This window comes from Streptomyces nodosus (assembly GCF_008704995.1).
Taxonomy (GTDB): domain Bacteria; phylum Actinomycetota; class Actinomycetes; order Streptomycetales; family Streptomycetaceae; genus Streptomyces; species Streptomyces nodosus.
Window position 1 is genome coordinate 3754779 of sequence record NZ_CP023747.1, and the last position, 12006, is coordinate 3766784.

Annotated in this window: 11 protein-coding genes, 1 tRNA gene, 2 pseudogenes and 1 riboswitch; of the genes and pseudogenes, 5 read left to right on the forward strand and 9 right to left on the reverse strand. The window is 66.4% G+C overall.

The window, feature by feature from the left end:
• Window positions 1–282 precede the first annotated feature (282 nt).
• Window positions 283–1461, forward strand: coding sequence for a protein kinase family protein (locus tag CP978_RS16960; protein ID WP_043441831.1), 1179 nt, complete (start codon window positions 283–285; stop codon window positions 1459–1461).
• Window positions 1462–1607: 146 nt separating this feature from the next.
• Here CP978_RS16960 and CP978_RS16965 read toward each other — a convergent pair.
• The 7 genes and pseudogenes from CP978_RS16965 to CP978_RS17005 all read right to left on the reverse strand — a co-directional run bounded on the left by CP978_RS16965 (window position 1608) and on the right by CP978_RS17005 (window position 6670).
• Window positions 1608–2404 (reverse strand): IS5 family transposase gene (locus CP978_RS16965; protein WP_242647113.1). Its coding sequence is split into 2 segments (ribosomal slippage): window positions 1608–2066 and window positions 2069–2404, totalling 795 coding nucleotides; the frame shifts between segments, so codons are not numbered across the junction.
• A gap of 55 nt (window positions 2405–2459) precedes the next feature.
• The gene (locus tag CP978_RS16970) at window positions 2460–2783 is read right to left on the reverse strand and encodes a hypothetical protein (RefSeq protein WP_144401457.1); all 324 of its coding nucleotides are present in this window, start codon (window positions 2781–2783) and stop codon (window positions 2460–2462) included.
• Between the two features lie 1070 nt (window positions 2784–3853).
• A complete protein-coding gene (locus CP978_RS16975) occupies window positions 3854–4087 on the reverse strand; it encodes a hypothetical protein (protein ID WP_144401458.1) in 234 nt (77 codons plus the stop codon).
• 3 nt (window positions 4088–4090) lie between these two features.
• A riboswitch (cyclic di-AMP (ydaO/yuaA leader) is annotated at window positions 4091–4224 on the reverse strand.
• A 387-nt stretch (window positions 4225–4611) separates the two neighbouring features.
• Complete coding sequence (locus CP978_RS16980) at window positions 4612–4914, reverse strand: hypothetical protein (RefSeq protein ID WP_079162183.1); 303 nt, start codon at window positions 4912–4914, stop codon at window positions 4612–4614.
• A pseudogene (locus CP978_RS16985) lies at window positions 4911–5642 on the reverse strand (GntR family transcriptional regulator). Before CP978_RS16985 ends, CP978_RS16980 begins: the two are co-directional and overlap by 4 nt.
• Window positions 5639–5862: pseudogene (locus CP978_RS16990) on the reverse strand (hypothetical protein). Before CP978_RS16990 ends, CP978_RS16985 begins: the two co-directional pseudogenes overlap by 4 nt.
• Window positions 5863–6391: 529 nt before the next feature.
• Window positions 6392–6670 (reverse strand): hypothetical protein, encoded by a 279-nt coding sequence (locus CP978_RS17005; protein WP_043441847.1) that lies wholly within the window; start codon window positions 6668–6670, stop codon window positions 6392–6394.
• Between the two features lie 79 nt (window positions 6671–6749).
• Between CP978_RS17005 and CP978_RS17010 the strand changes: the two genes are divergently transcribed.
• Window positions 6750–7505 carry a GntR family transcriptional regulator gene (locus tag CP978_RS17010; RefSeq protein ID WP_043441850.1) on the forward strand — a complete coding sequence of 252 codons (756 nt, stop codon included), beginning with the start codon at window positions 6750–6752 and terminating at the stop codon, window positions 7503–7505.
• Window positions 7506–7542: 37 nt separating this feature from the next.
• Window positions 7543–7890 carry a hypothetical protein gene (locus CP978_RS17015; RefSeq protein WP_221500918.1) on the forward strand — a complete coding sequence of 116 codons (348 nt, stop codon included), beginning with the start codon at window positions 7543–7545 and terminating at the stop codon, window positions 7888–7890.
• Between the two features lie 152 nt (window positions 7891–8042).
• On the opposite strand, the gene CP978_RS17020 is transcribed toward CP978_RS17015, so the two are convergent.
• Window positions 8043–8127, reverse strand: a tRNA-Ser gene (locus tag CP978_RS17020).
• Between the two features lie 261 nt (window positions 8128–8388).
• Here CP978_RS17020 and CP978_RS17025 point away from each other — a divergent pair.
• A complete protein-coding gene (locus CP978_RS17025) occupies window positions 8389–9225 on the forward strand; it encodes a hypothetical protein (RefSeq protein WP_043441854.1) in 837 nt (278 codons plus the stop codon).
• 121 nt (window positions 9226–9346) lie between these two features.
• On the opposite strand, the gene CP978_RS17030 is transcribed toward CP978_RS17025, so the two are convergent.
• Window positions 9347–10867, reverse strand: coding sequence for a S1C family serine protease (locus CP978_RS17030; protein ID WP_043441857.1), 1521 nt, complete (start codon window positions 10865–10867; stop codon window positions 9347–9349).
• A 280-nt stretch (window positions 10868–11147) separates the two neighbouring features.
• Here CP978_RS17030 and CP978_RS17035 point away from each other — a divergent pair, with 280 nt between their 5' ends.
• A complete protein-coding gene (locus CP978_RS17035) occupies window positions 11148–11957 on the forward strand; it encodes a glycerophosphodiester phosphodiesterase (RefSeq protein WP_043441861.1) in 810 nt (269 codons plus the stop codon).
• Window positions 11958–12006: the final 49 nt, after the last annotated feature.

Sequence of the window (12006 nt, forward strand, 5' to 3'; positions counted from 1 at the left end):
CATCCCGTCCACCGTCGACCCAGGCAGAGCCGAGCAGACGCGGCCCATGGCGTCCAGGTCGTTCGTACAGTGGCGCGCTCCACCTGGACGCCATGAACCACGCCTACTCCACGGTGTGTGGGTCGACGGCGGACGGGATGGGAGCTGGGGCGAGTCGTGAGCAGGTCGCCCCGCCTTGCCCTTTTCCTGGATTCTCACCCCGCAAGCCCCAAACGAACCTTAACCTGACTAGGTACGAAAAGAGGAAGGCGAGCAAAAAGCAACCGCCAGGAGGATAACAAAATGACCGACCCTACCGAGTTGATGCTGACCGACCTCTCGAATTCTTACACAGATTCGAAAGTTTCGAATGCTTTTCTCCGTCTGTACGTGAGTGATCCTCGATTCGGCCGCGCTTTCGCTAGCTTTCACGAACAGCTAAACGAGCATTTCGAATCCATCAACGACAGGGCGGAGACGACCCACCACTACTGGGCCGAGCAAAGCAGAGGAATGCTCGCACTCATCAAGGAAGTCACCAACTTCCTCGATTCTCTCAAGCATGCCGGAATGCAGGTGCACCTCGCGGAGTCCTATGCAGGTGCAATAAAGGGCTGTCAGTCTTGGCTGGTGCGCAGCGGGGGCAGCGCCATCCCGGACGACTTCGAGCAAATTGAAATCATCAAATACGAGCCAGTTTTCTCGCGTCCAGACACCGAGATCAAACTGAAGAAGTCCAGCCAGCGCAACCAGCTGCAGCTTATCGGCGAAGGCTCGTACGCCAAGGTGTTCTCGTTCATCGACCCTGACTACGGAATCAAATTCGCCGTCAAGCGCGCCAACAAGGACATGAGCGACCGGGATCTTCATCGGTTCCAGCAAGAGTTCGAGATCCTCAAGCGCCTCAGATTCCCGTACATAGTTGAGGTATTCCAGTACGACGCAACTCGCAATGAATACCTAATGGAGTTTTGCGAGTCCACGCTCCGCAAGTACATCAAGAAGCGCAACAACACGTTGCCGTTTTCGTCACGGAAGAGAATTGCGCTGCAATTCTTGTACGGCGTCAACTACATCCACAGCGAAGGCCTGCTTCACCGCGATGTCAGCCTCCAAAACGTTCTAGTGAAGACCTTCAACGGTGGGGCTGTCCTTGTAAAGCTGTCAGACTTCGGCCTCGCCAAGGACAGGAATTCTGAGTTCACGCGAACGAAGACGGAGATGCGGGGAACCTATCGGGACCCCCTCCTGGAGAACTTCAAGGACTATGGCGTACGCAATGAAATCTACTCGATCGGCTGGGTACTTTCCTATATCTTCACTGGAAGAGATGCTCTAATGTCCCAAGATGATGCGCCGAGTCAGATCGTGCGGAAATGTGCGGCGCATGATGTCGCCCATCGGTACGGGAGCGTACGCGAACTAATTGGCGACGTCGAGAGACTGGAATCCACCCCGCCGCCCACAGACGCTCCGGCATAACGCTTAGGGGGGGTGAAGCCCTCTGACATCCACGGCTGACATCAACGGTGTAGGACGGGCGTGCACAGCAACGCCCCCGCCTGGCCGTCACACCGACCATCAGCAGCACCTGGAACGAGGACGGATCGAACTCCTAAGAAGTCGTCTCATTTGGTGAGTCTGCGGTAGCAAATGAGGGTGCAGGCGATCGCGGTGAAGGCCAGGAAGTGCTCCGCTTTGCGCTCGTAGCGGCGGTGCAGGCGGCGGCATCCGGCGAGCCAGGACATGGTGCGTTCGATCGTCCAACGGTGCCGGCCGAGTCGTGTGGAGGACTCGATGCCTCTGCGGGCGATGCGGTGTCGGATACCGCGCATGCGGAGCCATCGGCGCAGGTGGTCGTAGTCGTACCCCTTGTCCGCGTGGAGCTTGGCGGGCCGTCGCCTGCGCGGGCCGCGGCGGGAGCGGATCGGCGGGATCCCGCGTACGAGTGGCTCGAGCGCCTGGCTGTCGTGGAGGTTCGCACCGGAGATGCCGATGGACAGGGGCAATCCGGTCCGCTCGGTGATCAAGTGGATCTTCGAGCCCTTCTTGCCTCGGTCTACAGGATTCGGACCTGTCAGCTCCCCCCTTTCAGGGCCCGCATGTTCACCGAGTCGATCGCGCAACGGGACCAGTCCAAGTCGCCGCGTGAGCCCAACTCGTCGAGGACCAGCCGGTGCAGCTTGGCCCACACCCGAGCTGCGGACCACTCGGTGAAACGCCGGTGCGCGGTCGGTCCCGACGGGCCGAAGACCGGCGGCAACTGCCGCCAGGTGCAACCCGTCGTGGCGACGAAGATGATCGCCGCGAGGACCTCACGGTCACCGTGCCGTCGCCGACCCCCGCCCTGTGGGCGTGTGGGGGCGGGAGGCACCACACGCTGGAAGAGGTCGTACAACTCGTCCGGCACCAAGCGTTCCACCATCAGCACAAGCCCAGACTACCGATCACCCCAAATGAGACGACGTCTAAGGAGGTGCTCAAATGACGAGTTCCGACGGTTTGGCAGTAGCGGCCACCGCCGAACACACCGCAGTCCAGATCTCTGCAGCTGAGGTAACCCGCAGAGAGACGGTCTCCGTGTAGCCGTCATAGGCAAGGCCGTTATCCAATACCGGAGGCCAACCACGAGCACGCCACGACTCGACCGTGATTCGCTCAACAGCCCGAGCATCACGCCCAAGCCGGAAGCTCATCGTGTTCAGCACAGTCCACCCATTGCGGCCGTGCTCGTACAGCCGGCTGTTCTTGGGTGAGTGCTCACAGATACCGACCTTGGCGGCCGCAAGAGTCGACTTGATCACCAAGTAGAGCAGCGCCGGTCGATCAGGTTTGAACCCATGGTTGGCACATGCCGCACATGGACCGCCGCTGAAACGGGCGTTCAGGGACGGGTCGCAGTAGTGACCCAAAGCCGAGCACCGGCCCGGCCACATGGTCGTATCGTTCGTGTACGGGATCCCCGTGTCAGGCTCATAGCCCCATGCACGCGCTATCTGGCGCGCCTTCTCGTCCGGGAATCGGGCCTTACCTCCGCAGTGCTCGCAACTGCCCTGTCCTGAACGTATGTTGTCCAAGCGTGGACTGACGACGTTCCAGCAGCGGAGGCACCAAGCGTGGACGGGCTGCCTCACCTCGTGGATTATCTCCATTGGCAGCACACGGCCGCGGGTGATCATGTCCGCACGGCGCTCATTCGCTCGCCGATTCTTGCGGCAGTGACCGCAACCAGCGCCCCCATACACCGGGTTACGGATATAGCTAAGGTACACGTCGAACGGTGTCTCATGGCCAGGGCATCGCTTGTTGAGACACCGGACCCGCCATGGCAACGACGTGCGGCCCGGGTAAGGCTCGATCGGTTCGCAGCCGGCCTCCTTGAGTTCCGCTGTCGCTCCGACGTGATCGGTCTTAGGTTTCTTCGTCACAGGCACATCCTGGCAACGAGCACTGACATACGGTCGACTGCGGCATCTGCTTCAAGGCATTGACGGAACGAAGAGTTGTGCCAGAACCGTGCCAGATCGTGCGGGGAACCATGGGGAAGGGCGGGGACCAGGCCGCCGACCAGTCAGGTCCCCCTAGCCGCTCCGCCGCAGGTCAGCCCAGCAACCACCCGTGAGTAACCCGAGCTTCCCAGGCTGATGGCTCACGGGCTGCTGCTGCAAGCCGGCCGGGGCAGCCTCCCCTCTTCGACGAGACCCGTAGCCTGGCTGAGGTGTATCAGAGCACACCGACAGAGAGACCCTGGCTTGGGTGCCAGGGTCTCTCTCGGGCTCGTCAACGTCCTCTCACGGGGTCTCCGTGATGACCTTGGTCTCCGTACGTCCCCGAACGGTGAAGGGACTACGAAGCTACGGATGGGTTTCCGTGATCAGGGCCAGATGTAACCCAAGATCATGAGGAAGAGAACCGCGACTCCAACGGCTGCACCACCTGCTGTCTTCACGGCCTCGTAGTACGACACGCCCTCCATGGTCCGATGAAGGATGCCGGCGAACATTCCGATGATGATCGCGATCAAGACCGCGATCAAGGAATCGGTCTTCTTGTTCCTCGGGGACTGATGAGGAACGGGGAATTGCGGGGTGTTCTGCGGCGCACTCATGCGCAACCCTTCGTCTGCCGCCTACGAAGGATGACCTGTCGGGTTCGGGCTGGCGAAGTTGCCCGGCCGCTGCTGCGACTTCACCCCAAGGGCTGCTCGGCCCGGTCATGGCGTGACCGTTTCGGCGACCCGTCGTGCATGGGCCCTCCGTTCCTGCCTCGCCATACCTCGTATTGGCATCCAGGCGTCGGCAGGACTCGGCGCACGCCCAGACCGCCCCACCTATGGCGGTGGGGGCTTGTCGTCAGACATGGAGCTTGGCCCACGAATGTCCGCAAATCCCAATCGGATCGAGGATTTGTGAGGTTCGTCACCCCCCTGAGGGGCCCGACGTCCTGTCCAACGACCATGCGGCGAAGCATTGTTGACCTTAAATCGAGGTTGATTGCTCCGCCTGCGACTACGTTGGCGCATGAGCCAGGGTCGGTACAAACCCGAGGGGGAGGGGAGTCGCGGTGGCGTTGCTGGCTCCCCTCCCCCTCGGGAGAGTTGTCATCTGCAGGTACGTCGTTCGAGTCCGCCCTTCAGAGCCCTTGATGTTCGCCAGCCGCCAGAAGGTGTCCGCGGCTGGCAGCTACGCGAAGGACGTCTCGGAGAGCCCTGGTCAGCTCTCTCGCCAGTCGCTGCACTTCCGCCGGGTTCGTGTCCTGGTCGCCGAGGACCTCCAACGCCTGCTCCAGCAGATCGGTTGCTGAACCGAGCTGGACCGCTTCGATGTTGTCCGCCAGGCGGGACATGTAACCGCCCCGGTCGTCGGTGCTCAGGTAACAGGGCTTGCCCTCCGGACCCGTCCATGGGAGTAGCCGCAGCTTGTTCGGTGTGGTCATCCCCGAGTCTTCCTGTCGTCGGTCACGTGGTGAACGGTGAATACGGCGTCGACACGATCCCCCGGGAACGACAACAGCCCAGCTTCGACGACGCGGCCGGTGGCGTCGGTTGCGATGCGGGTGATCGCGAGCACGGCCGCGGTGGCGCCGATGCGGAGGGCCGTTGCCTCGTCCGGCGTCGGGGGACGAGCACACACCGTCTCCCGGACGGCGGCCGGCGGCGGACCGAGAACGGCGAAGCGTCTGACCGCCGCCCGGCAACCGGATTCGTCGTCGAGCACTCCAGCAGGGGCCAGATCTCGCGGCATGTAGATGCGGGCCAACCCGCGCGGTGACTCCCCTTCGAGGCTGAAGCAGCTGAACTCCGCGAGGGGACAAGGCCGACAGGTCTGCGGGGGCCTGAACCGTGGCGCTGCGAACGGTGACGCGCAAGGACGGCTCAGCGGCGGTCCAGGGGTCCAGGGGGCCAGGATGCCCCAGTCGCCCACATACATGATCTTCCGTAGAGGGCGGCGGACGAAGTTGCCCTTGCCGTGGATCTTCTCAACGAGGCCTTGGCCCTGGAGCACCGCGAGGGCATGTCGCAGTGTCACCGTGCTGACCGCGTATCGCTCGGCCAGAACGGCTTCGGACGGCAGCCGTTCCCCCAGTTGGACTCGGCCGGTCGTGATCTGTTGCCGGAGGTCGTCGGCGATGTCGTGGTGACGGGAAGGCACGAGTCCGGTCACCGCCATCTCAGCGTCCGCACGGCGACGAGCCGGGTACGCGTGTGTATGTCAGCAGCTCACCCAAATCGAAGACCAGTTGCTTCGCTCCCTGGGGAAGCTGGAAGAGGTCTCTCACTCGGCAGGCCCGGCCGCCGAGCTGGATGATGTCGCCGCGCTGCACGGTGGCCGCGGTGATCTCGATGTTGGAGACCAGCGCGCCACCGAGAATCCGGTCGATCACGGCGCCACCCCCACCGGCGTGGCCAGGCCTACCGCCGAGTGGCACGGGCAGTCGCACACCTCGTAGATCACCGGTACGTCAATCGGTGCTGACACCGGGGAGGACTCCGCGCAGACGGGGTGTGTGCCGATCCGGCAGGCGGCCGAGCGGTAGGGGACGGACGAGGTGCCCGTGAGGTGCGACTTCCGGCCGAGGGACATCAGCGGACCCCCACGAGGCCCTGGGGCCAGGCATCGGCCGGCAAGTGGGGCGCGACGATGACCGTGCGGGTCCGCTCGCGCCTCTCCCAAGCCAGAACGTACAGGCGGACGAGTGCGACGTCCTCACCCCTGAGCAGGGGTCGGCCCGCCGCCCCGGCAGTGTCCCGGCTCAGCGCGGGGATCAGCGCGCCACCGGGTTCAAGGGAGACGGCAGGAACCACCGGCAGCGAAGAGGGCGTTAAGGGGCGGCGGTGCCTGCCCCTGGAGGAGTTCCGCACCCTGGTGAGGGAGAGGGCACGGCGGATACGGTTGAGCACGCTGGTCAGCTCCTATCGCTGATGGCCCGGTCCCCCGACATCGCCCGTCGTGGGGACCGTTCTGCGTACGACCGCCCAGAGGGTGCGGCCGTTCATGCTGGTGGCGAGCAGGCCGAACCGGTCCGCCCGAGCCACCGCGTCCAGGACCTCCCGCCAGGTCTCGACGGAGAGCGATTCCGGTAACTCCGCCTCCACCGATGTGTGCCAGGGGTGTTCCTCCACTCGCGTGGTGAGCCCAAGGGCGGACAGCCGGGCGGCAAGGGCCGCCGCGCTCAATCCCGAAGCGGGCACAGGACAGCCTCCGTCACTAAACGATCACTTTGAGTGAAGCTAGTTAACTAGATTAGAGCTAGTGGACTAGATTTTCCATATGCCTGAGCAGCCGCCCTATCTCCGCATCGCCGACGAACTACGGCGGCGGATCGCGGAGCATGTGTGGGAACCGGGGGACCGACTTCCCTCCCGCGCCCAGATCGGCCAGGAGTGCGGCGTTGGCGAGAACGTGGTCCGCAGGGCTCAGGAGCTGCTGATCTCCCAAGGCGTGCTGGAGGGCCGCGCCGGTTCGGGTACGTACGTCGCCGAGCCCCGGCAACGCGTGCGCGTGGTCCGGTCGTCGGCGCGTGAGCAGCCCCAAGGGTCCCCGTTCCGGGCGGACATGAAGGCCGTCGGCAGGCAGGGCGACTGGGAGAGCAGGACCGACGCCAAGGTGCCTGCCCCGGCGGAAATCGCTGCCCGACTCGGTATCGACGAGGGCGACCTGTGTGTCCGGACCGCGTACGAGTTCCTGGCCGACGGCAGGCCCGTACAGCTGTCGACCAGTTGGGAGCCGTACGACCTCACCGCTGGCACCCTCGTCGTCCTCCCCGAGGGAGGCCCCCACGCCGGGGCAGGCGTCGTGAACCGCATGGACGCCATCGGGATCACCGTCAGCCATGCCGTGGAGCAGCCGGAGCCCAGGCAGGCGACCGCCGAGGAGGCGTCACTACTCGGCATTCAGAAGGCCGCACTTGTCACGCACATCCGGCGGACGTACTACAGCGACGAAGGCCGGCCCGTGGAGACGGCGGACATCGTGGTGCCCGCCGCGCACTGCGAGATCGTCTACGAGATCCCGATCAATCGCTGATCGCTCACCCCACACGGGACTCGCCGCAACAGGCATCATGACGGGCGTGGGAATCGATGTGGAACTGCACTCGGCTCGACCGGCGCGCGACTGGCAGAAGGCGCGCCGGACATTCCTGCGAGGGTGCTACGGCCACGGCGACGCGTTGGCCGACGCACTTGGCTCGCTTCACTATCTCGGCGTCCGCGGTCGGCTTGCCGCCGTCGATCCCTACGGGGACACGGTGATGAACGAGCAGGAAGCCGCAGCAGCCCTCGGCGAGTTGCCGGGCCTGAGCGAGCAGTGTGCCGACGAGCAGCAACGCGCGGCACTGGATGATCTCGCGGCGGTACTGGAACAGTGCGTGGCCACCCCGGGCAGCTACGTGTGGTTCGCGGGCGACTGATGTGCAGGTGCCCGCGTTTACCGCCGTGCCCCCGGCGTGCCCCTTCCGTGCCCGATCGAGCGGGAAACCGCAGGGAAGCACGGTGACGAGCGGGCAGTGCACAGCACAACGGCCCCCGACCGATTCGCCTGGTCAGAGGCCGTTCACCTGCGCGGTGGGTGTGGGATTTGAACCCACGGTGACTCGCGCCACGACGGTTTTCAAGACCGTTCCCTTAGGCCGCTCGGGCAACCCACCCTCGCTTCCGGTCACCCAGGACGGAAGCGAGTACAGCGTACCGGGATCGGGCGGCGGGCGGAGGGGGTGGTCCACACAGGCGAAGTGATCCACAACGCGATGGAGCCCCGTCGAGCTGAGCTCGGGTGGGGTTAGCCCCACCCCGTAGTTGGAGGCTGGCTCCAGAGACCGGGCGGTCGTCCGCCGATAGCTTGCCGTTCTGGGGGTTCAGGCCCCCGGCCTGCGCGAAAAGGCGCCGCCTCTCACAACCGAAAGCCCTCCATGAACAGCCTCGTAACCCTGTCCCGTCTCACCGCCACGCCACGGCGGCAGATCGGCCTCCTGGCCGCTCTGGCCGGAGCGGTCCTCGTCGCCTTCTTCCTGGCTCCCGACGCGCTGGCCCGGAGTTCCGTCGACACGGCGAACGTCAGCGATTCCTTCCGCCGCGGATTCGTCGCCTACTGGGGTTCCGGCAGTGAGGACTTCCCCACCCGGTTGAGCGCCACGGTCGACTTCTGGTTCCGCTTTCACCTCGTCAAGGCCGGCGTCTCCGCGCTGCTCCTCGCGGTGGCCCTGGCGCTCGGTGTCGTCCTCAGTCGATATGTTCGGCAGCGGACCAGCGGGCGAGCCGGTCGTCTCGGCCTCGCGCTGTCGAGGGCCCTCGTCGGGGTGCTCGGGCTCTTCGCCCTTGTGGCGCTGGTTGCCAATCTGCAGGGCGCAGCGGCGCCGTTCGCCTCGCTGCTTCCCATGCTGACGAGCGGCGGTGCCCCCGACGGCGAGCTCACCGCGACGCTCGCCCAAGTCCGACAGCAGATAGCCGTCTATCCCGAGGGCCGGCACTCCCCCGCCCTCACGGTCATGATCAGCGACTTCGCCCTCTACCACTGGGTACTGGCCGGATTGGCCGCCGTGGTCGCTCTCGCGATGGCCGGCGCGAGCGTCGTGTCGTGGAGGCGCCTCACGACGTCGTCCGATGCGAGGTCGAGGCGCGCGTCGGCGTTCGGCGGTGTCGTTTCAGCGGTCCTGGCGGCCGTTGTGCTCGTCATCGCCTACGCGAACACCACCAACGCGGCAGACTCGCCCCGGGCGCTCGCCGACTTCTTCGCCGGGGGGTGGTGAGACGGCCTCTCCGATACCGCGAGTCCCGGACGGGCGACGACCGCTGAACGGGTGAGGGGCGCGACGGGTACGCGCGCGGGACACCGTGGACGACCAGGCCCGGCGCGCGTACCCGTGGGGATCAGTTGTCGCCGTTCCGGGAGCCCAGGGTGAGCTGGACCGTGTGGGACTTGCCGCCGCGTTGGTAGGTGACCGTGACCTTGTCACCGGGCTGATGGGTCCAGATCTCGCCGATCAGGGTCGGGCCGCTGTCGATCACCCTGTCGTCCAGCTTGGTGATCACATCGCCCGGCTTGAGGCCCGCCTGGTCCGCGGGGCCGCCCGACTCGATCGCGGACGAACCGGCCGCACCCTGCTCGGTGATCTTCGCGCCGCCGGTGGAGTCGTCCAGGGACACCGTGGCGCCGATCTTCGCGTAGACCGGCTTGCCCGTCTTGATCAGCTGCTGGGCGACGTACTTCGCCTGGTTGATCGGGATCGCGAAGCCCAGACCGATCGAACCGGGCTGACCGCTGCTGCCCATACCGCCACTGCCCGTGGACTGGATCGCCGAGTTGATGCCGATCACCGCACCGCGCGCGTCCAGCAGGGGGCCGCCGGAGTTGCCCGGGTTGATCGAGGCGTCCGTCTGCAGGGCGCTCATGTAGGACGCGCTGCTGCTGGAGTTGCCGTCGCTGGAGGCCACCGGGCGGTTCTTGGCGCTGATGATGCCCGTGGTCACCGTGTTCGACAGACCGAAGGGCGCACCGATGGCGATCGTCGTGTCGCCGACCGCCACCTTGTCCGAGTCGCCGAGGGCGAGCGGTTTGAGGTCCGACGGGGCGTTCTTGAGCTTGATGACGGCGACGTCGTAGCCCTGGGCGTGCCCGACGATCTCGGCGTCGTACTTCTTGCCGTTCGGGAAGGTCGCCGTGAGTTTGCCGCCGTCGACCGCGTCGGCGACCACATGGTTGTTGGTGACGATATGGCCCTGGGTGTCGAACACAAAGCCGGTACCGGTACCGCCCTGGCCGTTGGAGTTCTCGGCCTCGATGGTGACCGTGCTGGGCAGCGACCGGGCGGCCACACCCGCGATCGAAGCGGAGTCGCGCTTGATGTCTCCGCCGCTGGTGGCCGCGGAGACGGTCGTGGAGCCGGAGTCGTCGTTCCTGGCCAGCTGGTAGCCGAGGCCGCCGCCGATGCCGCCCGCGACCAGCGCGGCGACGATGACCGCGGCGACCAGACCGCCGCGGCCCTTCTTCGGCTTGGGGGACGGCTCCTGGTACGAGGCGCCCCAGGCGCCGCCCGCACCGCCGGCGCCCGCGTACATCGGAGTGACCGGCGGGGGCGGCGGCCAGGCCGCCCCGGCGGCCGTCGGCGCACCGGGGTGCGCCGGGGGCACCGGCGGGAGCTGAGTGGTCGGCGCGCCCTGCTGCTGCGCCGCACCGGGCCCGTACGGATCACTCCCCGCAGGCGGAGGGTCTCCGGCGCCCGGCGCGGGAGACCCCTCCGGTGGAGTGCCCCCGGCGTCAGGACCGGGGGCTCCCTGGGCCGGTGTGTGCCCTGCGGGGGCCGTACCCGGCGCGGAAGCGGGAGCGTCCACCGGCACGGGAGGTGCAGACGGGGCCGGGGGTACCGGGGTGCCCTCGTTCTCGGTGCTCACAGCTCTCTCTCCTCGTTCCACGGCTGTTCCTTCGGTCGCACTCGGCCTGGCTCGCTCACCCCGCACGGTGCCGGGCGCGCTTCCGCTGCGTATGTGCTGTTGTACGCCGTCAAGCTTTTCCCACCGGGCGTCAGAGCACCATAAGCGGTGGCTGTGGGTCTCGGGCCTCCCTTTATATAGGACCTGTACGAACAAAAATCTGCATTCCCGACACCTCGCCGACGCCGTCACGTCGCCTTCCGACCCCGCGCGTTCCCCTTGACAGTGGCACCATGACGCGGTGACCCACGCACGACAGCACCCGGTCCAGGTCGTCGCCCACCGCGGAGCCTCCGAAGACGCTCCCGAGCACACCCTGGCCGCGTACAAGAAGGCGATCGAGGACGGTGCCGACGCCCTTGAGTGCGACGTCCGGCTGACCGCGGACGGGCACCTCGTCTGCGTCCACGACCGGCGCGTCAACCGTACGTCCAACGGCCGCGGCGCGGTCTCCGCCCTGGAGCTCGCCGACCTCGCCGCCCTGGACTTCGGCTCCTGGAAGAGCCGCGACGAGGAGCCCGACTGGGAGCACCGCCCGCAGGACCCCGAGGACACCTCCGTCCTCACTCTGGAGCGCCTGCTCGAACTCGTCGCCGACGCCGGGCGCCCCATCGACCTGGCCGTCGAGACCAAGCACCCCACACGCTGGGCGGGTCAGGTCGAGGAACGGCTGCTGCTCCTGCTGAAGCGCTTCGGGCTCGACGCACCGGAGTCCCCGGCCGCGTCCTCGGTGCGGATCATGAGCTTCTCGGCCCGCTCGCTGCACCGGGTGCGGGCGGCCTCTCCGACCCTGCCGACGGTCTATCTGCTGCAGTTCCTCTCCCCCCGGCTGCGCGACGGGCGACTGCCGGCCGGCGTCCGGATCGCGGGCCCCTCGATGCGGATCGTGCGCAGTCACCCCGCCTACATCCAGCGGCTGAAGCGCGTGGGGCATCAGGTGCACGTCTGGACTGTGAACGAACCGGAGGACGTCGACCTCTGCCTCGAGCTGGGAGTCGACGCCATCATCACCAACCGCCCGCGCGCGGTACTGCGTCAGCTGGGCCGCTGAACGACGCCGCCCCGGACTCCCATTCCCCCGCATAAGGGTCGAAACACAG